Annotated in this window: 29 protein-coding genes; 11 read left to right on the forward strand and 18 right to left on the reverse strand. The window is 67.6% G+C overall.

What is annotated here, in order from left to right; genetic code table 11:
• Nucleotides 1–4 precede the first annotated feature (4 nt).
• On the reverse strand, nt 5–1,114 hold the full coding sequence (aroB, locus tag D105_RS0108320) for a 3-dehydroquinate synthase (protein ID WP_026280451.1): 1,110 nt from the start codon (nt 1,112–1,114) through the stop codon (nt 5–7).
• Nucleotides 1,115–1,293: 179 nt separating this feature from the next.
• Here aroB and rpsU point away from each other — a divergent pair, with 179 nt between their 5' ends.
• From rpsU to hemE, 4 genes are all read left to right on the forward strand, one after another.
• On the forward strand, nt 1,294–1,509 hold the full coding sequence (rpsU, locus tag D105_RS0108325) for a 30S ribosomal protein S21 (RefSeq protein WP_012981683.1): 216 nt from the start codon (nt 1,294–1,296) through the stop codon (nt 1,507–1,509).
• 40 nt (nt 1,510–1,549) lie between these two features.
• Nucleotides 1,550–1,999: a GatB/YqeY domain-containing protein gene (locus tag D105_RS0108330; RefSeq protein WP_018876527.1), complete on the forward strand. Its 450-nt coding sequence runs from the start codon at nt 1,550–1,552 to the stop codon at nt 1,997–1,999.
• A gap of 98 nt (nt 2,000–2,097) precedes the next feature.
• Nucleotides 2,098–3,504, forward strand: a complete 1,407-nt coding sequence (locus D105_RS0108335) for an FAD-dependent oxidoreductase (protein ID WP_018865582.1) — start codon at nt 2,098–2,100, stop codon at nt 3,502–3,504.
• An 8-nt stretch (nt 3,505–3,512) separates the two neighbouring features.
• Nucleotides 3,513–4,568: a uroporphyrinogen decarboxylase gene (gene hemE / locus D105_RS0108340; protein ID WP_018876526.1), complete on the forward strand. Its 1,056-nt coding sequence runs from the start codon at nt 3,513–3,515 to the stop codon at nt 4,566–4,568.
• A gap of 90 nt (nt 4,569–4,658) precedes the next feature.
• On the opposite strand, the gene D105_RS0108345 is transcribed toward hemE, so the two are convergent.
• Nucleotides 4,659–5,288 carry a hypothetical protein gene (locus tag D105_RS0108345; protein ID WP_018878126.1) on the reverse strand — a complete coding sequence of 210 codons (630 nt, stop codon included), beginning with the start codon at nt 5,286–5,288 and terminating at the stop codon, nt 4,659–4,661.
• Nucleotides 5,288–7,666: a penicillin-binding protein 1A gene (locus D105_RS0108350; protein ID WP_018878127.1), complete on the reverse strand. Its 2,379-nt coding sequence runs from the start codon at nt 7,664–7,666 to the stop codon at nt 5,288–5,290. The genes D105_RS0108345 and D105_RS0108350 overlap by 1 nt, the downstream gene beginning before the upstream one ends.
• Nucleotides 7,667–7,809: 143 nt before the next feature.
• Between D105_RS0108350 and D105_RS0108355 the strand changes: the two genes are divergently transcribed.
• The 6 genes from D105_RS0108355 (at nt 7,810) to D105_RS0108380 (ending at nt 13,367) form a co-directional block, all read left to right on the forward strand.
• Entirely contained in the window at nt 7,810–8,877 is a 1,068-nt protein-coding gene (locus D105_RS0108355) for a pilus assembly protein PilM (protein WP_018876524.1), read from the forward strand.
• A complete protein-coding gene (locus D105_RS0108360; RefSeq protein WP_018865587.1) occupies nt 8,874–9,437 on the forward strand; it encodes a PilN domain-containing protein in 564 nt (187 codons plus the stop codon). The genes D105_RS0108355 and D105_RS0108360 overlap by 4 nt, the downstream gene beginning before the upstream one ends.
• Complete coding sequence (locus D105_RS0108365; protein WP_018865588.1) at nt 9,437–10,018, forward strand: type 4a pilus biogenesis protein PilO; 582 nt, start codon at nt 9,437–9,439, stop codon at nt 10,016–10,018. The genes D105_RS0108360 and D105_RS0108365 overlap by 1 nt, the downstream gene beginning before the upstream one ends.
• Nucleotides 10,018–10,560 (forward strand): pilus assembly protein PilP, encoded by a 543-nt coding sequence (locus D105_RS0108370; protein WP_018865589.1) that lies wholly within the window; start codon nt 10,018–10,020, stop codon nt 10,558–10,560. Before D105_RS0108365 ends, D105_RS0108370 begins: the two co-directional genes overlap by 1 nt.
• Nucleotides 10,561–10,578: 18 nt before the next feature.
• The gene (pilQ, locus tag D105_RS0108375; protein WP_196800207.1) at nt 10,579–12,711 is read left to right on the forward strand and encodes a type IV pilus secretin PilQ; all 2,133 of its coding nucleotides are present in this window, start codon (nt 10,579–10,581) and stop codon (nt 12,709–12,711) included.
• Between the two features lie 104 nt (nt 12,712–12,815).
• Nucleotides 12,816–13,367, forward strand: a complete 552-nt coding sequence (locus D105_RS0108380) for a shikimate kinase (protein ID WP_026280452.1) — start codon at nt 12,816–12,818, stop codon at nt 13,365–13,367.
• Nucleotides 13,368–13,660: 293 nt separating this feature from the next.
• Here D105_RS0108380 and D105_RS0108385 read toward each other — a convergent pair whose 3' ends face one another.
• Together D105_RS0108385 and D105_RS0108390 are read right to left on the reverse strand one after the other, a co-directional pair.
• Nucleotides 13,661–14,122, reverse strand: coding sequence for a nuclear transport factor 2 family protein (locus D105_RS0108385; protein WP_018876521.1), 462 nt, complete (start codon nt 14,120–14,122; stop codon nt 13,661–13,663).
• Nucleotides 14,098–14,508 carry a nuclear transport factor 2 family protein gene (locus tag D105_RS0108390; protein ID WP_018865593.1) on the reverse strand — a complete coding sequence of 137 codons (411 nt, stop codon included), beginning with the start codon at nt 14,506–14,508 and terminating at the stop codon, nt 14,098–14,100. The genes D105_RS0108385 and D105_RS0108390 overlap by 25 nt, the downstream gene beginning before the upstream one ends.
• A gap of 136 nt (nt 14,509–14,644) precedes the next feature.
• Between D105_RS0108390 and D105_RS0108395 the strand changes: the two genes are divergently transcribed.
• Nucleotides 14,645–15,535, forward strand: a complete 891-nt coding sequence (locus tag D105_RS0108395; protein WP_018878130.1) for a PfkB family carbohydrate kinase — start codon at nt 14,645–14,647, stop codon at nt 15,533–15,535.
• Between the two features lie 55 nt (nt 15,536–15,590).
• On the opposite strand, the gene D105_RS0108400 is transcribed toward D105_RS0108395, so the two are convergent.
• The 13 genes from D105_RS0108400 to D105_RS0108460 all read right to left on the reverse strand — a co-directional run bounded on the left by D105_RS0108400 (nt 15,591) and on the right by D105_RS0108460 (nt 25,018).
• Nucleotides 15,591–15,860 carry an HPr family phosphocarrier protein gene (locus D105_RS0108400; protein WP_018865595.1) on the reverse strand — a complete coding sequence of 90 codons (270 nt, stop codon included), beginning with the start codon at nt 15,858–15,860 and terminating at the stop codon, nt 15,591–15,593.
• The gene (locus tag D105_RS0108405; protein WP_018865596.1) at nt 15,832–16,257 is read right to left on the reverse strand and encodes a PTS sugar transporter subunit IIA; all 426 of its coding nucleotides are present in this window, start codon (nt 16,255–16,257) and stop codon (nt 15,832–15,834) included. The genes D105_RS0108400 and D105_RS0108405 overlap by 29 nt, the downstream gene beginning before the upstream one ends.
• A 51-nt stretch (nt 16,258–16,308) precedes the next feature.
• Nucleotides 16,309–17,181: an RNase adapter RapZ gene (rapZ, locus tag D105_RS0108410; protein WP_018878131.1), complete on the reverse strand. Its 873-nt coding sequence runs from the start codon at nt 17,179–17,181 to the stop codon at nt 16,309–16,311.
• 7 nt (nt 17,182–17,188) lie between these two features.
• Nucleotides 17,189–18,220, reverse strand: coding sequence for an HPr(Ser) kinase/phosphatase (gene hprK / locus D105_RS0108415; RefSeq protein WP_018865598.1), 1,032 nt, complete (start codon nt 18,218–18,220; stop codon nt 17,189–17,191).
• Nucleotides 18,221–18,271: 51 nt separating this feature from the next.
• Entirely contained in the window at nt 18,272–18,739 is a 468-nt protein-coding gene (locus D105_RS0108420; protein ID WP_018865599.1) for a PTS sugar transporter subunit IIA, read from the reverse strand.
• A gap of 3 nt (nt 18,740–18,742) precedes the next feature.
• Nucleotides 18,743–19,081, reverse strand: coding sequence for a ribosome hibernation-promoting factor, HPF/YfiA family (hpf, locus tag D105_RS0108425; protein ID WP_018865600.1), 339 nt, complete (start codon nt 19,079–19,081; stop codon nt 18,743–18,745).
• 16 nt (nt 19,082–19,097) lie between these two features.
• Nucleotides 19,098–20,579, reverse strand: a complete 1,482-nt coding sequence (locus D105_RS0108430; protein ID WP_018878132.1) for an RNA polymerase factor sigma-54 — start codon at nt 20,577–20,579, stop codon at nt 19,098–19,100.
• 89 nt (nt 20,580–20,668) lie between these two features.
• Nucleotides 20,669–21,439 carry an LPS export ABC transporter ATP-binding protein gene (lptB, locus tag D105_RS0108435; RefSeq protein ID WP_018878133.1) on the reverse strand — a complete coding sequence of 257 codons (771 nt, stop codon included), beginning with the start codon at nt 21,437–21,439 and terminating at the stop codon, nt 20,669–20,671.
• Nucleotides 21,436–21,963, reverse strand: coding sequence for a lipopolysaccharide transport periplasmic protein LptA (gene lptA / locus D105_RS0108440; protein ID WP_018865603.1), 528 nt, complete (start codon nt 21,961–21,963; stop codon nt 21,436–21,438). Before lptA ends, lptB begins: the two co-directional genes overlap by 4 nt.
• Nucleotides 21,944–22,489 carry an LPS export ABC transporter periplasmic protein LptC gene (gene lptC / locus D105_RS0108445; protein ID WP_018865604.1) on the reverse strand — a complete coding sequence of 182 codons (546 nt, stop codon included), beginning with the start codon at nt 22,487–22,489 and terminating at the stop codon, nt 21,944–21,946. The genes lptA and lptC overlap by 20 nt, the downstream gene beginning before the upstream one ends.
• A 38-nt stretch (nt 22,490–22,527) precedes the next feature.
• Nucleotides 22,528–23,067 (reverse strand): HAD family hydrolase, encoded by a 540-nt coding sequence (locus D105_RS0108450; protein ID WP_018865605.1) that lies wholly within the window; start codon nt 23,065–23,067, stop codon nt 22,528–22,530.
• Nucleotides 23,067–24,044 (reverse strand): KpsF/GutQ family sugar-phosphate isomerase, encoded by a 978-nt coding sequence (locus tag D105_RS0108455; protein WP_018865606.1) that lies wholly within the window; start codon nt 24,042–24,044, stop codon nt 23,067–23,069. Before D105_RS0108455 ends, D105_RS0108450 begins: the two co-directional genes overlap by 1 nt.
• Nucleotides 24,041–25,018: a calcium/sodium antiporter gene (locus D105_RS0108460; protein ID WP_018876516.1), complete on the reverse strand. Its 978-nt coding sequence runs from the start codon at nt 25,016–25,018 to the stop codon at nt 24,041–24,043. The genes D105_RS0108455 and D105_RS0108460 overlap by 4 nt, the downstream gene beginning before the upstream one ends.
• Nucleotides 25,019–25,021 lie beyond the last annotated feature (3 nt).

The raw sequence follows: 25,021 nt of genomic DNA on the forward strand, positions 1-25,021 counted from the left end.
GGCCTCAGGCGACACGGGCATGCTCGCGCAGGGTATGGTCCAGGGCCGCCGGATCGAATGCGTCGGTCAGCACGGCCTCGCCAATGCCGCGCAGCAGGACCAGCCGCAGGCGGCCACTGGCGACCTTCTTGTCGATGGCCATCAATTCGCGGAAGCGCTCCGGGGTGACCTCGGCCGGGGGCTCCAGGGCCAGGCCGGCGCGTCGGATCAGGGCCTCCGCGCGTTCGCGGCCGGCGCGGTCCAGCCAGCCCATGCGCTCCGACATGCGTGCGGCCATGGCCATGCCGGTGCCGACGGCCTCGCCGTGCAGCCAGGCGCCATAGCCCATGCCGGCCTCGATCGCGTGGCCGAAGGTATGGCCCAGGTTCAGCAGGGCGCGGATGCCGCCCTCGCGCTCGTCGGCGGCGACGATCTCGGCCTTGCAGGCGCAGGAACGGCGAATGGCGTGGGCCAGCGCCTCCGGGTCCAGCGCGCCGAGGGCGTCGATGTGCTCCTCCAGCCAGGCGAAGAAGTCGGCGTCGCGGATCAGGCCGTACTTGATGACCTCGGCCAGGCCGGCCTGCAGCTCGCGCCGGGGCAGGGTCTTCAGGGTGTCGGTGTCGATCACGACCGCGCGCGGCTGGTGGAAGGCGCCGATCATGTTCTTGCCCAGCGGGTGGTTGACCCCGGTCTTGCCGCCCACGGAGGAGTCGACCTGAGCGAGCAGGGTGGTCGGCACCTGCACAAAGTCGATGCCGCGCTGATAGATGGCGGCGGCAAACCCGGCGATGTCGCCGACGACGCCTCCGCCGAGGGCGACAATCCGGCTGCCCCGGTCCAGGCGAGCCTCCAGCAGCCGGGTCAGGATGCTCTCCACCGTGGCCAGGGTCTTGTGCTGTTCGCCGTCGGGCAGTTCGATCCACAACGGCTCGCCGTCAAGGTCGCAGGCCGCGAGGCTGCGGCGCAGGGCGTCGCCGTACAGGGGGGCCACGGTGGTGTTGGTCACCACCGCGACGCGCCGGCCCGCCAGCGCCGGGCGCAGGTGTTCCGGGGCGGCCAGCATGCCCGGCCCGATGTGGATCGGGTAGGCGCGCTCGCCCAGTTCGACATTGAGGCTTTCCATGGGCGCCATCATAGCGTGCGGGCCGATGATGGCGTAAGCCGGGCATGCGCCGTGCTGCGGATCGCTTCACGGACTTTTGCAATTGGTGCGGGTTGGATTACCATAGGGAGTTCTGCATGGTCGCCCGGAGTGTTGGCGGCCGGTTTTGTTGTTTTTGATCGAAAAGATCCAGCATCCGTTTCGGAGATTGTATGCCGCACGTACGAGTTCGTGAGAATGAGCCCTTCGAGGTCGCCCTGCGCCGTTTCAAGCGCACCTGCGAGAAGGCCGGTGTGGTCGCGGAAGTCCGCCGCCGCGAGTACTACGAAAAGCCGACCACCGAACGCAAGCGCAAGGCCGCGGCCGCGGTGAAGCGCCAGCTTAAGAAGAACTCCCGCGACATGACCCGTCGGGTGCGCCTGTACTGAACCCCTGTCCGGGTAGCTGCCCGGACCCGAGGACCCGACCATGTCGCTCAAGGCCCGGTTGCAGGATGACGTGAAGCAGGCCATGCGGGCCCGGGAGAAGGACCGCCTGGCGGCATTGCGCATGATTCAGGCCGAGGTGTCGCAGTTCGAGGTCGACGAGCGGCGCGAGGCCGACGACGACACCGTTCTGGCAATCCTCAATCGCATGCTCAAGCAGCGGCGCGACTCCATCGATCAATACCAGAAGGGTGGTCGCGAGGATCTCGCCGAGCGCGAGGCCGCCGAGATCGCCATCATCGAGGAATACATGCCGGAGCCGCTGGATGCGGCGGCCCTCGATCAGCTGGTGCAGGAGGCGATCGCCGAGACCGGCGCCGCGGCCCCCGGCGACATGGGCAAGGTGATGGGCGTACTCAAGCCCCGGGTCTTCGGTCGTGCCGACATGGGTCAGGTGAGCCAGAAGGTCCGGTCCGCACTGGGGCATTCTTGACCGTTACGCTCGTTTGAGCGAAACGGACCATTCCTGAACGCATGAACGGTTGAACCCCGTGGCGTCATGCCGCCGGTTCCCGTCGGAGCGAGTGATCCATGGCTTCCAATCCGATGCAGTTCCTGGACCTGCCGCGCCAGGACCCTCAGAAGACCCCTGCCGAGATTCGTATCCACGAGTTCGGCGAGATCATTGGTCAGTTCGACCCGGCGACCGCGGGGCAGCAGGCGGGCCGCTGTCTGGCTTGCGGCAATCCCTATTGCGAATGGAAATGCCCGGTCCACAACTTTATCCCCAACTGGCTGAAGCTGGTGGAGGAAGGCAACCTGTTTGCCGCGGCCGAACTCTCGCACAAGACTAACTCCCTGCCCGAGGTCTGCGGCCGTGTGTGCCCGCAGGACCGTCTTTGCGAGGGCGCCTGCACCCTGAATGACGGCTTCGGCGCGGTCACCATCGGCTCGGTCGAGAAGTACATCACCGACGAGGCATTGAAGGCCGGCTGGCGCCCGGATCTCTCCGACGTCACCGCGACCGGCAAGCGGGTCGCGGTGATTGGCGCCGGCCCCGCGGGGCTGGGCTGCGCCGATATCCTGGCGCGCAACGGCGTGCAGGCAGTGGTGTTCGATCGCTATCCGGAAATCGGTGGCCTGCTGACCTTTGGTATCCCGCCGTTCAAGCTGGAAAAGCACGTCATCCGCACCCGCCGCGAGATCCTCGAGGGCATGGGGGTCGAGTTCCGTCTGAATACCGAGATCGGCCGCGACATCGCGATGGACGCCCTGCTGGAGGAATACGATGCCGTGTTCCTCGGCATGGGCACCTACACGGCGATGCAGGGCGGCTTCCCTGGCGAGGACCTGCCGGGCGTGTATCCGGCCCTGCCGTTCCTGATCTCCAACATCCGCCAGGTGATGAACTGGCCGCAGGAAGAGGGCGGCGAGTTCATCGACATGGCCGGGCAGCGCGTGGTCGTGCTGGGCGGCGGCGATACCGCGATGGACTGCAACCGCACCTCGATTCGCCAGGGCGCCGCCTCGGTGACCTGCGCCTACCGGCGTGACGAAGAGAACATGCCCGGCTCGCGCAAGGAAGTGGTGCATGCGCGCGAAGAGGGCGTGCACTTCGAATTCAACGTGCAGCCGGTGGAGATCGTCGGCGACGGCAAGGTGGAGGGCGTAAAGGTCGTGCGCACCCAGATGGGTGCCCCGGACGAACGCGGCCGCCGCCGTCCCGAACCGGTCCCCGGCTCCGAGCACGTGATCCCGGCCGACCGGGTGCTGATCGCCTTCGGCTTTCGTCCGTCGCCCTCCGACTGGTTTGCCGACTACAAGATCGGTATCGACGAGGGCGGGCGCGTGCAGACCGCGGGCGAGCATGCCTTCCAGACCGGCAACCCGAAGGTGTTTGCCGGCGGCGACATGGTGCGCGGCTCCGACCTGGTGGTCACCGCCGTCTTCGAGGGCCGCGAGGCCGCCGAAGGCATCCTCGAATACCTCGGCGTCTGAGCCTTTCGATGTCCAATAGCCTGAAAAACGATCGTCTCCTGCGGGCCCAGTTGCGCGAGCCGGTGGACCGTCCGCCGATCTGGATCATGCGCCAGGCCGGTCGCTATCTGCCGGAATACCGCGAGACCCGCGCGCAGGCCGGAAGCTTCATGAGCCTTTGCCAGAACCCGGAGCTGGCCTGCGAAGTCACCATGCAGCCGCTGCGCCGGTTCCCGCTGGACGCCGCGATCCTGTTCTCCGACATCCTGACCATTCCGGATGCGATGGGGCTGGGGCTGTACTTCGAGACCGGCGAGGGCCCGCGATTCCGCGAGCCGGTCCGCACGCTGGAGGCGATCGAGAACCTCCCGGTGCCCGACCCGGAGCAGGAACTGCGCTACGTGATGGATGCGGTGCGCCTGATCCGCCGCGAACTGGACGGGCAGGTGCCGCTGATCGGCTTCGCCGGCAGCCCGTGGACCCTGGCGACCTATATGGTCGAGGGCCAGGGCTCGCGCGACTTCGCCGAGACCAAGCGTCTGATGTACGGCGAGCCGCAGGCGATGCACGCCCTGCTGCAGAAGGTGGCCACCGCGGTCACCGACTACCTCAACGCCCAGATCCGCGCCGGCGCCCAGTCGGTGATGATCTTCGACACCTGGGGCGGTTCCCTGACCCCGCGCGCTTATCGCGAGTTTTCGCTGGCCTACATGCAGCGCATCGTCGATGGCCTGATCCGCGAGAACGACGGTCGCCGTGTGCCGGTGACGCTGTTCACCAAGGGCGGCGGTGCCTGGCTGGAGACGATGGCCGATACCGGGGCGGATGCCCTGGGCCTGGACTGGACCATCGAGATCGGCGAGGCCAGCCGGCGGGTCGGCGACCGCGTCGCGTTGCAGGGCAATCTCGACCCGTCGGTGCTCTACGCGCCGGAGGCCGTGGTGCGCGAGGAGACGCGGCGGGTGCTGGACGGCTTCGATCGCGATACCGGCCACGTCTTCAACCTGGGTCATGGCGTTCACCCGGGGATCGACCCCGAGCGCGTCGCCGCGATGGTGGATACGGTCACGAACTACCGCCGATAGCGGCATCCGGCTCGCCGCGGCCCGGACGGGCCGCCGGGGCATTCCACGAACCGCGCTTTTCGCTGGCGGCGCCTGCTCTTGAGGCCCCGCTCAGTCCGCCGGTGCCGGCGCTTCTTCGGCGTCGGCCTCTGCCAGCAGCCTTTCTACCTCCGCGCGCGTGGCCCGGGGCATCGGTCGCCCGTCCACCGGGGAGGGGGGCGACTGGCGCAACCCGTCCAGCGGGAAGACCGTCAGTTCCACGTCGGTGTCGTCGGGTCCGCGAAAGGCGAGGAAGGGAATGCGCTGCTCGCGGCCCTGACGGCTGCGATAGCGGCGTTCCCCGGTCTCGCACTGGATACCCCGTTCACCCAGTTCCAGGATTACCTCCTCCACGGTCTCGGCAAAACCATGCAGATTGAGCAGGGGCTGGGATTCGACCAGGCCCTGGAGCAGGGGGCCGACCAGGCGCGGCTCGAGATGGCGCAGGCGCTCCATCACGATCAGGGCCGCCGCCAGTCGTTCACGATAGGCGGCGCGGCTGGCCGGGCTGGCGAACAGCCGACTGCGCTCGATGGCGGCATCCTGGATCTCCAGATTGCCGGGCATCTCGTGACGGTTGTCCACTCCCAGGTGCTCGGCGGCCTTGCGCTTGGCGAGCGCAAAGTCGCGGATGCCGTCGTCAAGCATGATGCGCGCGGCCTCCTGCGCCAGTTCCTGGCGGATACGCGAAGGGGCGCCCATCAAAACACCAGTTCGGGTTGCTGACTGCCGCTGTCGCCGTCTCCGTTGCTCCCCGGGATCACGTGGCCGCGCTCCGGGATCTGATGGGGCAGTAGCCACTGGTTGCGCGCGCCCGGCGTGTCGTCACTGGGCGCGCGCTGGCCATTCGGCAGGATGGCGACGCGCACGAGGTCGTCGGGGCGCTCCAGCGGGCGTTCCGGCTCATCCGCCAGAACGCTCCCCATGAAGCGCGTCCAGATCGGCAGTGCCGCACGTCCGCCGCTCTCGCGCCGGCCCAGTTCGCGATTGTCGTCAAACCCGATCCAGGCGGTCGCGACCAGGTCCGCGTTGAACCCGGCGAACCATGCGTCGCGGTAATCGTTGGTGGTGCCGGTCTTGCCGGCCAGGTCGGAGCGCCCGAGCTCCAGGGCGCGCCGGCCCGTGCCCGAGGTGATGACGCCGCGCAGCATCTCGCCCATCTGCCAGGCGACCCCGGGCTGCAGGACCGGAGTGGGGTCGGTGTACTGCAGGGGCCCGCTGCTCGCGACCAGCGGCAGGTCCTGCCCCCTGGGGCTGGAGCAGGGGGCCGGGCAGGCGCGTTCGGTGGGCGCCTCGTAGAGCACCTCGCCATCCACGGTCTCGATGCGGGTGATGATCCAGGGACTGTTCAGGCGGCCGCCGCTGGCGAATACCCCATAGGCGTTGTTGAGCTGCAGCGGGGTCAGGGTCCCCGTGCCCAGGACCATGGACAGGTTGTTTGGCTGGGTTTCCAGGTCCAGGCCGAAGCGGGTCAGTTCCTGATGGACGTTCCCGGTACCCAGGCGGTCCAGCAGCCGGATAGACGCGAGGTTGCGGGAGTTGGCCAGTGCCTCGCGCAGGGTGGTTTCGCCATGGAAGCGCCGGGTGTAGTTCTGGGGTCGCCATTCCGCCCCGAGCGCTGGGTCGTTGAAGACCATCGGGGCGTCGATGACGGTCCCTTCGGGGCGGTAGCCCTCGCGCAGGGCGAGGGCGTACACCAGTGGCTTGAAGGCCGAGCCGGGCTGGCGCTGGGCCTGGGTCGTCCGGTCGTAGCGGTTTTCGAAGAAATCGAACCCGCCGGCCAGGGCTGTGATGGCACCGTCCTCCGGGGCTTGCGCGATCACGGCCCCGGTAACCTCCGGCTTCTGCGCCAGGCGCCAGCGCCCGTCGGTGTAGGGGCGGATGCGGATGACGTCGCCGCGGGCGAAATCGGGCGATCCGGCCCATTCGCGGTCCTCCGGCAGGATTGTCTGCTCGCCGATGCGGCCACCGTCGACCCGCAGGGTCCCGTCCTCGTCCAGGCCCAGCACCACTGCGGGAAAAAGCAGGCGTCCGTGGATGCCGATGGCCTTCAGTGCCCGTTCGCGGGCATCGGAATCGTCCAGGGTGGCCTCCGGAATGCGCATCTCCGGACCGCGAAAACCGTGACGCTCGTCATATTCCAGCAATCCTTCCCGCAGGGCCTGATTGGCCGCTTCCTGCTGGCGGGAATCAATCGTGGTGTGCACCTGGAGCCCGCGGCGATAGGCCTCGTCACCCCACAGGTTCACAACCATCTGGCGTGCCATCTCCGCGACCCAGTGGGCGTCGATTTCGGTCGCGGCGGTGTGGCGTTCCGACAGGACCGGGCGCGACACCGCCGTTTCGAAGGCGGCCTCGTCGATGGCGCCGGTCTCCAGCATCCGTCGCAGCACATAGTTGCGGCGGATCTCGGCGCGCTCGGGGCTGGCGACCGGGTTGGTCGTGGAGGGGGCCTTGGGCAGGGCCGCGAGGGTGGCGATCTCGTCCAGTTCCAGATCCTCCAGCGACCGGCCGAAGTAGACCCGCGAGGCGGCCTCGATACCGTAGGCCCGCTGGCCCAGATAGATCTTGTTCAGATACAGCTCGAGGATCTCGTCCTTGGACATTTCCTGTTCCAGACGGATGGCCAGGAAGATCTCGCGGAGCTTGCGTTCATACGTGCGGTCGCGCGTAAGAAAGATGTTGCGCGCCAGCTGCATGGTGATCGTGCTGCCGCCCTGGGTGCGCTGGCCGCCGGTGGAGACGACGTTGAGCGCGGCCCGGGCCAGCCCCATCACGTCCACACCCGGATGATCGTAGAAACGCTCGTCCTCGGCCGCGATAAAGGCGTCGCGAACCTGCTGCGGGATGGCGTCGATCCGCACCGGGATGCGCCGCTCTTCCGCGAACTCGCCCATCAGGCGTCCGTCCGCGCTGCGTACCTGCAGGGGTGTCTGCAGGCGCACGTCCCGCACGGCGTCCGCCTCGGGGAGGGTGGGTGCGTAGTAAACGTACAGGGCGGCCAGGGCGACGGACAGGCCGATACCGGCTGCCAGAATCAGGGCCAGCAGCGCCGTAATAATCTTAAAGACCGGATTCATGACAGCAAAAAAAGTGAGGCCAAGGTGAGAAGTCGCATTCAATGCGACTTGCAACCTCGAAGTCGCGGTGTATATTGTGAACGAGCTAGCATACGTGATTGTAACGCTACCAGTTACTTTCGTTGGGGTATACAGGGGGATGTGTGCTGAGTCTCGGAAAATCCAAACATGGGGTCCTGGGCGTGGACATCAGCTCGGCAGCCGTCAAGGTGCTGGAGCTGGCGCGACAGGGTAAGGGGTACCGGGTCGAGGCCTTCGCGGTCGAGCCGTTGCCGGACGGGGTGATGGTCGACAAGGTCTGTCAGGACACCGAGGCCGTGGGCAATGCCCTGGCCCGGGCGGTCAAGCGGTCCGGGACTCGACTCAAGCACTGTGCGATGGCCGTCCCCTCCTCCGCTGTCATCACCAAGACCATTCAAATGTCGGCCGCGCTGGGCGATGCGGAACTCGAAGGCCAGGTCTTCGTGGAGGCCGATCAGTACATCCCCTACACCCTCGAAGAGGTCAACCTGGACTTCCAGGTCCTGGGCAAGAACGAGAAGAACCCGCAGATGGTGGATGTCCTCGTGGTGGCCTCGCGTCGCGAGAACGTCGATTCGCGCGTGGCTATCGCCGAGGCCGCCAAGCTGACCCCCGAGCTGGTGGACGTCGAGGCCTACGCGATCGAGCACACCGCCGAGCGCCTGATGGAGCAGATCCCCGATCGCGAAAGCAAGCCTATCGTGGCGGTGGTGGACGTCGGCTCCTCGGTCACCGCGGTGTACGTCGTCAGCCAGGACGAGGGCGTGGTCTACACCCGCGAGCAGAATTTCGGCGGTCGCATGCTTACCGAGGAGATTATGCGCCGCTACAGCATGAACTATCAGGAAGCCGGGTCCGCCAAGATGAGCGGTGACCTGCCGGCCGACTACGGCAGCTCCATCCTCGAGCCCTTCAAGCAGACCATGGTCGACCAGATCCAGCGGCTGCTGCAGTACTTCTACGTCACGCGCCCGCAGGACACCATCGACCACATCCTCCTGGGCGGCGGGTGTGCGGCCATCCCGGGTGTGGACGAACTGCTGGAGGAGGCTGCCGGCACGCCGGTCTCCATCGCCAATCCGTTCCGCGGCATGGCGCTGGCCAAGCGGGTCAACCAGGAACGCTTCGCCAATGATGCCCCGGCGCTGATGACCGCCTGTGGCCTGGCCATGCGGGGGTATGCGTCATGATCTACATCAACCTCCTTCCCTGGCGCGAGAAGGCCCGCGAGCAACGGCGCAAGCAGTTCTTCGGTGCGGCCGGCGGCGCCGCTGTGGTCGGCGTTCTGCTGGCCTTCGCTGGCTACAGCTTCATGGGCGCGCTGATTGACCATCAGCAGTCGCGCAACCAGATGCTGGAGAGCGAGATCCGCGAGCTGGACCGCCAGATTGCCCGGATCCGAGATCTGGACGAGCAGCGCGAGGCGCTTATCGCCCGCATGGAAGTGATCCAGACCCTGCAGGCCCGCCGTCCCGAGGCGGTCCACCTGTTTGACCAGCTGGTCGAGACGCTGCCCGATGGCACATTCCTCAGCGAGGTTCGTCAGGAGGGCGAGAATGTCCGGCTGGTCGGGCGTTCCGAGTCCAACACGCGGATCTCCGCGCTGATGCGCCGGATCGACGCGTCGCCCTGGCTGGGCAGTTCCAACCTGCAGATCATCGAGACCCGGGAAGAGGGCCGTCTCCAGGTGCGTGACTTCCGTCTGGATGCCACGCAGACCCGGCCGGATGCCGAAGAGGGGGATTCCTGATGGATCTCAAGGAACTCAACCAGATCGACTTCAACAACATCGGGGAGGCCTCCTGGGGCGTCAAGGGCCTGATCCTGGTCGTAATTGTCCTGGCCATCCTCGGCCTGTCCTACTACCTGTTCATCGGTGATCAGCGCACGGATCTCGAGCGCGCGGAGAGCCGTGAACTGCAGCTGCGCGACGAGTTCGAGGACAAACAGCAGCGCGCCGCCAACCTTCAGGCCTACGAGGACCAGCTCGAGGAGATGGAGCGCATGTTTGCCTCCCTGCTCGAGCTGCTGCCCAGCAGCGCGGAGATCCCCAGTCTGCTGGTGGACATCTCGCAGACCGGATTGCAGGCGGGGCTGGAAATCGAGCTGTTCGAGCCCCGCGGCGAGAACCGCCGTGACTTCTACGCCGAGGTCCCGATCCGGCTGCGGGTCCGCGGCGGATACGAGGACCTCGCCGAGTTCGTCAGCGGGGTGTCGGCCCTGCCTCGGGTGGTGACCATGCACAACATGCATATCCGTCCCGGTGATTCCGACAATGACCTGCTGATGGATGCGGTCGCCCGTACCTACCGCTACCTGGAGGAGAACTGATGAAGCATTCTTCCATGCAGGTGGTGTGGCCCGGGTTGGCCCTGGTGCTGGCGGGTGGCTTCCTGCTTTCCGGCTGCACCCAGGATAACCGCGACCTCGAGCGCTATATCGCCGAGGTAAAGGAGCGCCCGGGGAGCGGGATCGAGCCGATCCCGACCCTGGACCCGCACGAACCGTACCTCTATCCCGGACATACGCGGTCGCCGTTTGACTCGTCGGTAATCGCGCAGCCGGAGCTGGCGGCGGCCGAGGGGCAGCCGGGTGATGCCGAGGTCGATCCCGATCGCCCGCGCGAGTTCCTCGAGGGCTTCCCGCTGGATTCCCTGCGCATGGTCGGGTCGCTGGAGCAGCATGGCGTTCGCTATGCCCTGGTCCGAACCCCGGACCGCGGGGTCCAGCGGGTAACGGAAGGCAACTACATGGGACAGAACCACGGCGAAATCGTCGAAATCACGCCCACCCAGATCCGGCTGATCGAGGTGGTGCCGGATGCCTTCGGGGGCCATGTGGAACGCGAGAATTCGGTAGCGCTGACCGAATAGCGGTTGGGGGAGAAGAACATGATGACGAGCATTCGCCGCAAGGTCGGCATAACCAACAGGGGATTCAACATGGGTTCTTCCATGCGCGCTTTCGCAGGGACGGTCGTGGCCGGCCTGCTGTTCATGGTGTCCCAGGGGGTGGCTGCCACCGAACTGGAAGAGATCCGGGCCGGCAGCCTGAGCGGGGACCGGGTGCAGGTGAACCTGCGCTTCTCCGAAGCGCCGCCTTCCGACATCCGTGCCTTCGCGATTGATTCGCCGCCGCGTATTGCGCTGGATCTGCCCAACGTGGGCAACTCGTTGCCACAGCGCGAGACCGACCTGAACGTGGGGCCCATCCTGCGCGCAAGCTCCGTAGAGGCGGGCAACCGCACGCGCGTGGTCCTCAATCTGACCCAGGCCTCCGAGTACCAGACCCGGGTGGAGGGCAATAACCTGATCCTGACCCTGGGTCGCGGGGTCTCCGAGGCGGATGCCCGAACCCAGCAGGTCGTGGACCGCGCGGGTGAACCGACCCCGGTCACCCGCAGTGCGCGCCCGGTCGAGATTACCGGAATCGACTTCCGTCGCGGCAGCGAGGGCGAGGGTCGCGTCGAGGTCGATCTCTCGCGCTCCGGCGCCGAGATCAACGTCCGTGAGCAGGCGGGGCGCATCGAGATGACCTTCCCCCGCGCGATGATCGACGAAGCCCTCGAGCGCCGCCTCGACGTCGTCGACTTTGCCACCCCGGTGCATATGATCGACACCGTCGCGGAACGTGACCGCGTGCGTATGGAGGTCGAGGCGCGCGGGGAATACGAGATCCTGTCCTACCAGAGCGACCGCCAGTTTGTCCTCGAGGTCGCCCCGATCTCCGAGGCGGAGCGCCAGGCCCGTGCGCGTGAGGAAGAGGAATTCGAGGGTGAACGCCTGTCGCTGAATTTCCAGGACATCGAGGTGCGCTCCGTCCTGCAGCTGCTGGCGGACTTCACCGATCTGAACATCGTGGTCAGCGATACCGTGGGGGGCAACATCACGCTGCGGTTGAACAACGTCCCCTGGGACCAGGCGCTGGACATCATTCTGCGCGCCCGCGGCCTCGACAAGCGCATGGACGGCAACGTCCTGTACGTCGCCCCCAGCCAGGAGATCGCCGCGCGCGAGCGCCAGGAGATGGAGACACAGCGTGACCGCCAGGAGCTGGAGCCCCTGCGCACCGAGTTCGTGCAGATCAACTTCGCCCAGGCGGAACAGATTGCCTCGCTGATCCGGGGTGGTGATGGCGGCCAGTTCCTGTCCGAGCGTGGCAGCATCACCATCGATACGCGTACCAATACCCTGCTGGTGCAGGACACTCAGAGCCGGATCGAGGACGTGCGTCGTCTGGTCTCGACGCTGGACGTCCCGGTCCAGCAGGTCCTGATCGAGACCCGCATTGTGATTGCGGAAGACACCTTCAACCGCGAACTGGGCGCTCGATTTGGCATTAGCGCGACTCGGGGGAGCGATCGACGTACGCCTGCGGGCCTGTCCGGATCGCTGGAAGGCTCCGACAGTGCCCTTGGCACCAGCCCCGGGAATATGGGCGGCCTTGCAATTGGTGATCGCCTGAACAGTTCGTTGCCTGCAGGCGGGAATGCCGGGAGTGCCGGGCTCAGCATCCTGCGCAGCGGCATTTTGCTGGATCTCGAACTGTCGGCCCTGCAAGTCGAGGGTCGCGGCGAGATCATCTCCAGCCCGCGTGTCATCACCGCCAACGGCCAGACCGCCACGATCAAGCAGGGTGAGGAGATCCCCTATCAGGAGGCGACCGCCTCCGGGGCGACGTCCACCCAGTTCATCGAGGCGGTGCTTTCCACCGAGGTGACGCCGCAGATCACACCGAACGGAAACGTGATCCTCGACATCAACGTCAAGAAGGATGAGCCCAGCCAGCGCGTTATCCTCGGCGTGCCGGGGATCAACAAGCGCGAGGTGGAGACCCAGGTCTTTGTCGGCAATGGCGAGACCGTGGTGCTGGGCGGCGTGTACGAGATCGACAGCCGCACCAACCTGGAGAAGGTGCCTTTCTTCGGGGACATCCCGTTCCTCGGCAACCTGTTCCGCAACCGCTCCACGGAGAACACCAAGGCCGAATTGCTGATCTTCGTGACCCCGCGCGTACTCGACTGAGTCCGCGTGATACCCCGGCTGCCGAAGGCACCGGGAGTTGATCCGAAAAGCCGGGGCCAGTCCCCGGCTTTTCTTTGTCGGACCCAGCCAGTAGCCTTGCCCCCATGCAGAACATCGTACTGGTAGGCCCTATGGGGGCCGGCAAGAGCACAATCGGGCGCGGCCTGGCCGGGCTGCTGCGGCGTCCCTTCTTCGACACCGATCAGGAGATCCAGCGGCGTACCGGTGTGGATATCCCGACCATCTTCGAGTTCGAGGGCGAGGCGGGGTTTCGCAAGCGCGAGACGGCGATGCTGGAGTCCCTGCTGGAACAGGAGGGGGCCGTGATCGCCACGGGTGGCGGGATCGTGGAACGCCCGGAGAATCGCGAGCTGCTGCGCGACCAGTTCGTGATCTACCTGCGCGTCCCGGTGGAGGAGCAGTTCCGCCGCACTCGGCGCAACCGCAAGCGCCCGCTGATCGCGGAGGCGGCGGATCCGAAGGCGCGGCTGCAGGAGCTGTTCGAGGCGCGAGACCCGCTCTATCAGGAGATCGCCAGCCTGACGCTGGAGGGCAAAGGTCGCCGTGTGCGCGACGCCGTCAAAGGCGTGTGCTCGGCCCTCCAGGTCCAGCGCCCCGACCTCTGCCAACCCCGCTCCGACGCTGGATCGAATTGACCACGAAGCTCACGAAGACACGAAGTAGGTCAAAAGCGTTTTGACCACAGAGGTCACGGAGGACACAGAGAAGGGAAAGGATTTGTGTGCCACTTAGCCCACAAAGATACGAGATCGTCCCGATTCTTTGGTTTTCGAACCCTTGAACCACAGTGGTTGTGAACGTCCCCGGCAGACGTGACATCCCCGTACCGGCCGCCCAAGAATTCAGCCCTTGTTCGTGTTCTTCGTGCCCTCTGTGGTGCAACCGCCCTTGACCTTCAATTCCGCGTGGGCCTGCGTGGTGCAGGCGGCTAGTGGCGGGTGTTGCCGCCGCCGTCGGGGACGAACATGCCTTCCTGGGAGGGGGGCGAGCGGCGGCCGTGCGAGGCGTGATGGAACAGGAGCCGCCAGCGCGAATCCACCCGTCGCCAGGTCTGGCTGATCAGGATGGTCCCGGTCGGCGCCACGTCGCCCGGGCGGGTGATCGCCTCCTCGATGACCAGGCTAATGACTTCGCCGCTGTCGTGGCGTCCCGCGATCTTTGGCTCGATACCGATGTTCAGTTCGCGCGCGAAGACCAGCAGCCAGCTCTCCATCACCTCCGCCACGCCGCGGTGCGCGCGCGGGCTGCCCGGGTGGATGCAGACGATGTCCGGCCGCTCGGCCCACAGGCGCATCATCTGCTCGATGTCGGCGGCGCGGAACGCGGTGTAGTACGCCTCGACGCAGCGGTCGGCATCGGTCTCCATCAGTGCATGCCCCCGGTCGGCCATTCCGGGGCCGGTTCCGGGTCCGGGCTGGCGTGGTGGAGCACCATGCGCCAGCTGTCGCCCACCTGGCGGTAGCCGTTGGTCGCCAGCATCACGCCCCGGCGCTCGCCGTGGACGTAGAGGTTTTCCCGCAGGACGTGCAGGACGAGGTCATCGCCCGGGATCGCCGTCACCTGGGTGCGGTGGACCACGACGCCGCGCATGCCGGGCAGAATGTCGTCCCAGCTCTCCAGGATCACGTCCGTTCCCTGCAGGCGTTCGCCCCCGGGGTGGATGCAGACGCACTCGTCGCTGTCGTGCCAGACCTCGCGCATGCCCTGCGGGTCGCCCGCCTGAAAGGCTTCGTAGAACGCGGCTTCCGCGGACTGGGGAGAGGGGAACGTGGCCATACGCGTCGGGGGAGCTCCAGAAACGGAATGCTTATTGTCGCAGGAGCGCTTCCCGATGACGAATGCGGGCCGGGCCGGGAGATGACGTGGTCGGCTCGAGCCGCCAGAATGGCGCCCCCGGACCTCTGGAGCCCGCATGGCACGCATCCTCGCCACCGGCATTGTGACCCTCGACCATACCCTCGACGTCGCCGCATTTCCCGCCGAGGACGCGGAGATCCGCGCGCTCGCCAGCACGACCCAGCCCGGCGGCAACGCTACCAATACCGCGGCGATCCTGGCCCAGTTCGGGCATCGCCCGGGGCTGGCCGCGGTGATTGCCCGGGGCGCGGGCGGGGATGCCCTGGTCGAGCAGTTGCAGGCGCGCGGGCTGGACGTACAGCACTGCGTGCGGCGGCCCGGAGCGACGCCGACCTCGCATATCCTGCGTTCCCGGGCCACCGGCAGCCGTACCATCGTCCACCACCGCGATCTCCCCGAACTGGAGGAAGCGGATGTCTCCGGCGTGCCCTGGTCGGAATACGACTGGCTGCACTTCGAGGGCCGTAACCCCGAAGCCCTGGTCGCGATCCTGGCAGCCGCGCGCGCGTGTATCTTCGACCAGCCCGTATCGCTGGAGCTGGAGAAACCCCGTCCCGGCCTGGAGGCCTGCCTTCAGTATGCCGACGTCCTGATGCTTTCGCGGGAGTGGGCCGCCACCGTGGCGGACACACCGGAGGACGCGCTGCGGCAGATGGCGAGCCGCTTCCCCGACCGCATCCTGACCGTGACGGCCGGAAGCGCCGGGGCCTGGCTGGCTGCCCGTGGCGCGATCCACCACTGTGCACCCACGCCCGGTCTGCAGGTGGTGGACAGCGTGGGTGCGGGAGATGCCTTCAATGCCGGCCTGATCGATGCGCTGGTCTCCGGCAACCCCCCCGAGCAGGCCTTGAACGCGGCCGTGCGCCTGGCCGAGCGCAAGCTCGCGCAGGTCGGGTTCGAGGGGCTGGCGGCGAAGGTGTCCGACCTCGGCGCCGGGCCGGGTTAGGGCCGGGAGAAAGGGGGGTAGCCGCCGGTTCAGCGGCACACAGGAGTCAGGGGGATCAGGCCTCTTCGCCGAAGCGGTCGGCCACCAGTTCAGTCAGCGCGTCCAGCGCCTCGGGGGCATCCTCGCCTTCGGTCTCGATGGTGATCTCGCTGCCCTGGGCCGCGGCCAGCATCATGACCCCCATGATGCTCTTGCCGTTGACCTCCTGCTGGTTGCGGGAGACGGTGACATCGGCGGCGTACTGGCTGGCCAGGCTGACAAACTTGGCCGCAGCACGCGCGTGCATCCCCAGGCGATTAACGATGGGGACTACGCGCTGCGGCATCGCTGCACTCCTGGTCGCAGAGAAGGATCCCGTCATGCCCGCCGGAGAGGGCCTTGTTGACCAGCTCGGTCAGGGGGAGGTGCTGGTAGTTGAGCACGCGGATCAGCATCGGCAGGTTGATCCCGGCGATCACGCGCGCATTTGCCCCGCGAGCCACTCGGCTGGCGACGTTGGAGGGGGTGGAACCGAACATGTCGGTCAGGATCAGTACCCCGGCGCCGCTGTCCAGGGTCGTCAGGCGCTCGCGGGCGCGGGCCAGGACCTCGTCGGGGTCGTCGTTCTGGGACATCGCCATGGACTCGCAGTCATCGGGCAGGCCGCCAAGCATGCTTTGCGCGGTCTGCAAGAGGGTGTCGCCCAGGTTTTGATGCGTGATCAGAATGAGACCAACGCCCATGGATCTGCTCCAATTGCGGGTTCCGTAGGGGCCTGCCCCCGCGCTTCGTGATTACTGCTTGCCCAGCTCGCGGTGACGGGTGCTAACAGTAACATGTTCCCGGTCCCGCCACGCCCCCGCAAGGCGTTCGACCAGGTATACCGAGCGGTGTCGGCCGCCGGTGCAGCCGATCGAGACCGTCACGTAACTGCGGTGGTCCTCCAGCAGGCGCGGGAGCCACTGCGAGAGAAAGCCCTGGATGCTGTCGAACATGGCCGCGACCTCCCCGTGCCCCTCAAGGAACTCGCATACGGCCGGGTCGCGGCCGGTCAGGCCGGCCAGCTCGCGTTCGTAGTAGGGGTTGGGCAGGCAGCGCACGTCGAACACGAAGTCCGAGTCCATCGGCGCGCCGTGCTTGAAACCGAAGGACTGGAACAGCAGGGACAGCTCGTGCTCTCCGCGCTCACCCATACGGTCGCGCAGCGTACGGGCCAGGTCGTGCATTGACAGCCGCGAGGTGTCCACCGTCAGGTCGGCCTCCGCCGCGACGTGGCCCAGCCACTCGCGTTCGCGGTCGATGGCCTCCACCAGGGGTACGCCATCGCGCGCCAGTGGGTGACGCCGCCGGGTCAGGTGGTAGCGCCGCAGCAGCACGTCGCTGGAGGCCTGCAGGAACAGGACCTCCACCTGCAGGCCCTCCGCCCGTAGCCCGGCCAGCAGGCTGGAAAACCCTTTCAGGGCCTCCAGCCCGCTGCGCACGTCGACGCCCACCGCCAGATGGCGATCGCCCTCGGTGTCGTAGTGGCCCTGGCGCACCTGGCGGATCAGATCCGGCAGCAGCGGCAGCGGGAGGTTGTCCACACAGAAATAGCCCGCGTCCTCCAGGGTGTGCAGGGCGACGGTCTTGCCGGATCCGGACAGACCGCTGACGATCAGCAGGCGCATGACGGCCTCAGCCCTCCGGGTCCGGGTTAGGGACGGTCGTGGCGGGCACGGCCCGGTGGTAGGGCGGCTCCTCGGCCTCGCCGCTCATCTGCCGCCGCTGGCGGGCGCGCAGGTCATCCCCGGCGATGTAGCCCTGCATGTGCAGCATGTGGTTGCGCACGGCGGCCTCGATCATCACCGCGATGTTGCGACCCGGCGCCACCGGGAGGCTGATCAGCGGGATCCGCAGGCCAAGGATGTCGATCTCGCCGCGGCGCCCGTTCAGCCGGTCGTCGGGCACCGGCGAGGGTTCACCGTGATCGCGCAGGTCGATAATCAGTCGCAGGTACTTGCCGCCCTTGATTGCGGAGTCGCCGTACATCGCGCGGATGTTCAGCACCCCCAGGCCGCGCACCTCGAGCAGGTCCTGGAGCAGGGCCGGGCAGTGACCGCGCACGATGTCGGGGGCAATGCGCGCGAACTCGGGGGCATCGTCGGCGATCAGGCGGTGCCCGCGCGAGATCAGCTCCAGCGCCACCTCGCTCTTGCCGACGCTGGAGGCCCCGCTGATCAGGACGCCGATGCCGAGGATCTCCATGAACACGCCATGGCGCACTTCGAAGTGCGCCAGACGCTGCTGCAGGAAGTAGCGCAGCAGCGCGATGATCTCGTGGCTGCTGGTGCTGGAGCACAGGATCAGCGGCAGCGCCTCCTGCGGGGCATGGGGCATCTCCGAGAACGGGCAGGTGTCCTCGGCGAAGATCACCGCGGTGGTGCCGGTGCGGGCCATCTCCAGGATCAGGTCGTTGCGCTGGTCGTCGCTGAGGCCGGCGATGTAGCGGGCCTCGAAGTCCCCGATGACTTGGATGCGGTTGGGTCGGATCAGGTTGAGGTGGCCGGCCAGAGGCAGGTCATCCCCGTCCTCGCCGACCAGCTTGCGGTCGGGGGCGGCGTGCTCGCCATGCACGAAGCGCAGATCCAGGCGGTTGCCCATAGCCTGGATCAGGCTCTCCACGTTGATGTCGCGGGCAATCCCGCCTTCGCCCAGTGCCTCGTTCATGAGCAGGGCCGGCGGGGATCGGTGGCGTGGCAGGGTGCGGGGCGCACGGGATCAGCCCTCGCGGAAGCGGCGGACGAGTTCCTGTTCCAGGCTGGCGGCATCGCCGGCCCGGCGCAGGGCGGCAATGGTGTCCGGTTGCGAAAGCCCGCGCGCCAGCTGGGCCAGCAGGTCGAGGTGATCGCTGGTGGCGGCCTCCGGGACCAGCAGGGCGATCAGGATGTCGACCGGCTCGTGGTCCATGGCGTCAAAGTCGACGCCGCTCTCCAGGCGCAGGACGGCCACGCGCGGAGCCTCGAGATCGGCCAGGCGGCCATGGGGGATCGCAACCCCATGGCCCAGGCCGGTGGAGCCCAGCTTTTCGCGCGCGGACAGGGCCTCGAAGATCGCGGTGCTGCCCGGTCCGCCGGCATCACCGCCGCCGGCGAGGAGTTCCGACAGGGCCTCCAGGGCCCGCTTCTGACTGGAGCATTCCGGCTCCAGGCGGATGCGCTCGGCGGTGATCAGCTCGGCAATGGACATGGGTCAGGAGGCCTGCTCGCGGTTGCGCTGGGCGCCCTCGGCCCGGTGATGATCCTTGACCTTTTCCTTGTGCTTGATCAGCTGGCGGTCGACCTTGTCGATCAGCGCGTCGATGGCGGCGTACATGTCCTCGTGGGAGGCCTCGGCGTGGATGTGATTGCCGCTGACCTGGAGATTCGCCTCGGCCTTGTTGAACTGGTTCTGGGTCTTCTCGTGGGTCAGCACGACGTGCACGTCGATGACCTTGTCGAAGTGGCGCTCCAGCTTCGCGAACTTCTCGTTGACGTAGTCGCGCAGGGCGTCGGTGAGGTCCACATGGTGGCCGGTCAGGTTGATCTGCATGGTCGGGACTCCTTGGTTACTTGTGGCCGGTGGGCATGGAGGCCATCTGCCGGCGTTCGCTGGATGAAGGGATCTGCATCGCCTCGCGGTACTTGGCTACGGTGCGACGCGCCACATTGATGCCCCGGTCCGCCAGGATCTGGGCGAGCCGGGCATCGCTGAGCGGCTTGTTCGCGGGTTCGTCGTCGATCAATTCGCGAATCATGGCACGGATGGCGGTGGCGGAACACTCGCCACCGTCGTTGGTGCCGACGTGGCTGGAAAAGAAATACTTGAACTCGAAGACCCCGCGCGGGGTGTGCATGTATTTCTGGGTTGTGACCCGGGAGATGGTCGATTCGTGCATCTCCAGGATCTCGGCGATATCGCGCAGGATCAATGGCTGCATCGCGACCTCGCCGTGTTCCAGGAAGCCCTGCTGGCGATGGACGATCGCCTCAGCGACGCGCAGCAGGGTGTCGTTGCGGCTGTGCAGGCTCTTCAGGAACCAGCGCGCCTCCTGCAGCTGGTCGCGCATGAAGGCGCTGTCGCGGGCATCCGATACCTGGCGCACCATGCCGGCGTAGAGGTCGTTGATACGGATGCGTGGCGCGATCTCCGGGTTCAGCTCCACGCGCCAGCCCTCCGGGGTGTGGCGCACGTAGACATCGGGCACCACGTATTCGGAGGTGGCGGCACTGATCTGCGCGCCCGGCCGCGGGTTCAGGGTGCGGATCAGGTCCAGGGCGCGCGCCAGTTCGTCCGGGTCGCGCACACCCGACTGGCGTTGCAGGGCTTTGTAATCCCGCTTGCCCAGGCTGTCCATGCCGTGTTCCAGGATCGCCCGGGCGGCCTCGCGGGCGGGGGCGTCCGGGGCCAGTTCGCGCAGCTGGATCTCCAGGCATTCGCGCAGGTCGCGCGCGCCCACGCCCAGCGGGTCGCATTGCTGGATCCAGTGCAGGACCGCCTCGACCTCGTCCACGCCGACGGGTTCGTCCTCGCCGCGGCTGATGGTCTCGGCCAGGGTCTCGAGGTCGCCTTCGAGATAGCCATCGGGGCTGATCGCGTCGATCAGGGCCGCGCCGATGCGCTGGTCGCGCGGGGTCAGGTGGCTCAGGTGCAGCTGCCACAGCAGGTGGTCCTGCAGGCCCTCGCCGTCATCGTCACTGGTGTTCTCCAGTGGGTCGCGGTCATCCACGCCCTTGGGGGCGGGCGGCGGTTCGTAGATGTCGTCCCAGCGGCTGTCGGTGGTGAGCTCCTCGGGAATCACGTCATCGCTGGTGGTAGTGGCCTCCATGCGGTCGCCTTCCACCACCTCGCCCTCCGCGTCCAGGCGCTCGGCCCCGCCCATGTCGTCCTCGTCTTCCACCTGTTCCAGCATGGGGTTGCTCTCCAGCGCCTGCTGGATCTCCACCTGCAGCTCGAGCGTGGACAACTGCAACAGGCGGATCGCCTGCTGCAGTTGCGGGGTCATGGTGAGCGTTTGACCCAGCTGAAGATTCAGGCCGGGTTTCAGCATTGGCTGTGCGGGTCGCGGGTGACCATAAGAGCGATCTTAAATGCTGCCTCGTGGTTTGTGCACCGGCGCGGGTTGTGCGCGTGCCGGAATCACAGGCGGAAATTCTCGCCGAGATAGACCCGGCGCACCTGGGGATCGGCCAGTAGCTCGTCGGGTGTCCCGGCGGCCAGCAGGCGCCCCTCGCTCAGAATATAGGCCCTGTGGCAGATCCCGAGGGTTTCGCGCACGTTGTGATCGGAGATCAGAACCCCGATGCCGCGCGCTGCAAGGTGGCGAATTACATCCTGGATATCGCCCACCGAGATCGGGTCCACCCCGGCAAAGGGCTCGTCCAGGCAGATGAATTGCGGGTCACCGGCCAGGGCCCGCGCAATCTCGGCGCGCCGACGTTCGCCGCCGGACAGCGCGATCCCGGGGCTGTGGCGCACGGTCTCGAGCTGAAACTCCTCGATCAGGGCGTCGCCGATACGCCGGCGTTCGTGGCGGTCCAGGCCGGGGCGCAGTTCCAGCACGGCCTGCAGGTTGTCCCACACGCTCAGGCGGCGAAAGATCGAGGCCTCCTGGGGCAGGTAGCCGAGACCGGCGCGGGCGCGCACGTGGATGGGCGCGCGGGTGATGTCGTGCCCGCCCAGGGTGATGCGCCCGGCGTTAGGGCGGATCAGCCCGACCAGGCTGTAGAAGCAGGTGGTCTTGCCGGCGCCGTTGGGACCCAGCAGGCCGACCACTTCACCGGGTGCGAGGTCGACATCCATCTGGTCGAGCACGGTGCGCTGGCCGTAGCGCTTGGTCAGTTCGCGCCCGATCAGGCGATCACGGGCCTCGGCGGGTGCCGGCGCCGGGCTGGTGGCGGGTGCGTTCATTCGTCGTCGCGTGGCTGGATGGTGATGCGTACGCGTTCGCTGTCGTCCTCGCCGCGTTCGGCCTCGATCACGTCGGTGGTCAGGTCGTAGGTGATGCGCTTGCCGCGCGCCTCTTCGCTGGCGGTGATCACATGGGCCTGGTCGGTGAGGATCATGCGGTCATCGTTCAGCAGGTAGTCGATGCGCAGCGCGGTGGCGATGCGCATCTCGCCGGTCTCGGGGTCGGGGGATTCCAGGCGGGCCGGCTCGCCGTGGGCCTCCATCTCGTAGGGGCGACGATCCCGGGTGCGCACGTAGACCGTGTCGGCCTCCAGCGTCATGTCGCCGCGGATCACGATCACGTCCCCGGTGTAGGTGCCCAGGCCCTGGCGTTCGTCCATCTCCGCGTGGTCGGCGGTGATCTCCACCGGCAGCGAGGGTCCCGACCCCTGCTGGCCCAGGGCCGGCGTCGCCAGCAGGGCGGAGAGGAGGCCGGCCGCCGCAAGCAGGCCCGGCAGGCGGCGGCTATTCGGGATCGGGGTCATGCGCGGGGTCCTCCTCGCTCGCCTCGCTGTAGAGCGAGTACACGTCATGGAACAGCTCTATGGTATCCGCTCGCGAGTCCACGCGCAGGCCGGTGCCGCGCTGGAACAGCCCGGGCTGGTTCAGGGTGGAGAGGGCGTCCGAGGTGGCGACCATGGTGTCTGTGGCGATGCGTACATCCCGCGAGTCGATGACCGTCTGCACGCGTTCGCCGAGGGCTGGTTGTACGCCGTGGGTGGGGCCGACCAGGTCCAGGGTTTCGTCAGCCGGGCGGTGCAGGGCCGCCGGGGCGGTCCAGCGCCATTCGATACCGCCATCGGCGAACAGGTCGAGTTCCGGGTCATCCACCCACTGCGGCCCGTCGCGGCCGAATTCGCGCAGTCGGGTGCCCTGCAGCCGGTGGGTCCGCTCACCGTCGTCGCTGGTGGCGTGCAGCGTGAATCCGTCGATCTGCAGGGTCACCTCGCCCTCGGGCGGGGTGACCTCGGCGGTTGCGGGGCTTGCGCACGCCAGCGTGAACAGGACCAACGGCGGCGCCAGACCGTACCGGTTGCGTCTCCGCCGGCTCATCCGTTCAGGTAGGTCTCGAGCAGGGCGTCCAGCCGGTCCTGCGCGGCCAGCAGCCCCTCGCAGGCCTCGCGCACGGCGCCGCGCCCGCCGTGGGCCTCGGTGACCCACTGGGCGTGGCGGCATACCAGCGGGTGGGCGTCCCCGACCGCGATCCCGAGCCCGACCCGCTGCATGGCCGGCAGATCGACGATGTCGTCGCCCATGAAGGCGGCTTCCGCCGGGTCATGGCCGGTGCGCTGCAGCAACTCGTGCAGGGCCTCGCCCTTGTCGCGGCGGCCCTGGATCAGGTGCTCCACGCCCAGGTCCCGCATGCGGTGTTCGACCACCCCGGAGGTGCGCCCGGTCAGGATGGCGATGTCGAGGCCGCCGTCCAGCGCCAGGCGGATCCCGTGGCCGTCGCGGCTGTTGAAGGCCTTGTACTGCTCGCCGCCATCGCCCAGGAACAGGCTGCCGTCGGTCAGCACGCCGTCCACGTCCAGGATAAGCAGGCGTACGGCCTGCTGGCGGGTGCGCAGGGTCGCGGCATCCAGGTTCATCAGGCCACCCCGGCGCGCAGCAGGTCGTGCATGTTGATCACGCCGACCAGGCGCTGGTCGGCGTCGGTGACCGGCAGGGCGTTGATGCGCCGGCTCTCCATGGTCTCGAGTGCCGTGACCGCCAGCCAGTCGGGCTGCGCGGTGTGGCCGCCGGTGGTCATCGCCTCGCCGATGGTCAGGCCGTCCAGGCTGTGCCCGGCATCCAGGGTGCGGCGCAGGTCGCCATCGGTGAACACGCCCTGGATGCGGTCGTCGGCGCCGGCCACGATCACCAGCCCGAGGCCCTTGCGGGTGATCTCGAACAGGGCGTCCTTCAGCGGGGCCTCCGGCGTGATGCGCGGGATCGCGTCGCCGGTATGCATGATGTCGGCGACATGCACCAGCAGCCGCCGGCCCAGCCGGCCGCCGGGGTGCGAGCGGGCGAAGTCGTTGGCGGTGAAGCCGCGTGCATCCAGTACCGCGACCGCCAGGGCGTCGCCCATCGCCAGCGCCGCGGTGGTGCTGGAGGTGGGGGCCAGGCCCAGCGGGCAGGCCTCGCGCTCGACACTGACATCGAGGTGCACGGTGGCGTCGGCGCCCAGGCGCGAGCCGGGGTTGCCGGTCATCGCGATCAGCGGCACGCCCAGGCGCCGGATCAGCGGCAGGATGGTGAGGATTTCGTCGGTCTCGCCGGAGTTCGACAGCGCGATGACCACATCCTCGCGGGTGATCATTCCGAGATCGCCATGGCTGGCCTCGCCCGGGTGCACGAAGAACGCGGGGGTGCCGGTGGAGGCCAGGGTCGCGGCCAGCTTGCTGCCAATGTGCCCGGACTTGCCCATGCCGGTGACGATCACGCGCCCCTTGCACTCGAGGATGCAGCGGCAGGCCTCGAGGAAGCTGTCGTCGATGCGCCGGGCGAGGTTGTGCACGGCCTCGGCCTCGTCGTTGAGGACGGCCAGGGCCAGGTTGCGGGTGGTTTCGGGGTTGAAGTTCATGCAGTTGCCGTAATTCCCAAATAGACAAGGTAGCTTGCGAAGGCGACGAGGAGAAGGGCGCCCTGCCAGCGCAGGATCTGTCCCCGGCGGCCCAGCGCGATCAGGAACAGGGCCACCGTCAGTGCCAGCATCACGGGATAGTCGCGTGCGAGGACGTCGGCGTCGATTGCCAGCGGCGCGATCAGGGCCGGAACGGCCAGCACCGCGAGCAGGTTGAACAGGTTGGAGCCGACCACGTTGCCGATCGCCAGCCCCGCCTCGCGGCGGAAGGCGGCGACCACCGATGTGGCCAGCTCGGGCAGGCTGGTGCCGATCGCGACGATGGTCAGGCCGATGACCAGATCGCTGACCCCCAGTTGTTCGGCGATTTCCACCGCGCCCCAGACCAGGGCCTGGCTGCTGGCCAGCAGGAGCAGTAGCCCGAACACCAGCCAGGCAATCGCGGGACCGAGGCGATCGCTGTCCGGGATGGTCTCCACCATGCCGCGCACGACTTCGGGGGCATCCTCGCCCGAGGCCTGTTGCGCGCGGCGGGCGGTCAACGCCATCCAGGCGGTGAATGCGGTCAGTCCCGCGAGCAGGGCGATGCCTTCCATCCGGCCCAGCTCGCCGCCGACCAGCAGGAGCAGTACGCCGAAGCTGACCAGCAACAGGATCGGCAGTTCGCGGCGAACCATGCCGCGGCCAATCGCCAGCGGTGCGACCACCGCGGCGGCCCCCAGCACCAGTGCGATGTTAGCGATGTTCGAACCGATCGCGTTGCCTACCGCCACGCCCGGGTTGCCCTGCAGGCTCGCGAGGACCGAGACCACGAGTTCCGGGGCCGAGGTGCCGAAGGCGACAATGGTCAGGCCGATGACCAGCGGGCTCACGCCGACCCCGCGGGCAAAGGCGGAGGCGCCGAACACGAAGCGGTCGGCACTCCAGGTCAGCAGGATCAGGCCGACGATGACGGCGGCGATGGGTAGGGCCATGGG

The sequence above is a fragment of the Thioalkalivibrio sp. ALE28 genome (assembly GCF_000377425.1).
GTDB lineage: Bacteria > Pseudomonadota > Gammaproteobacteria > Ectothiorhodospirales > Ectothiorhodospiraceae > Thioalkalivibrio.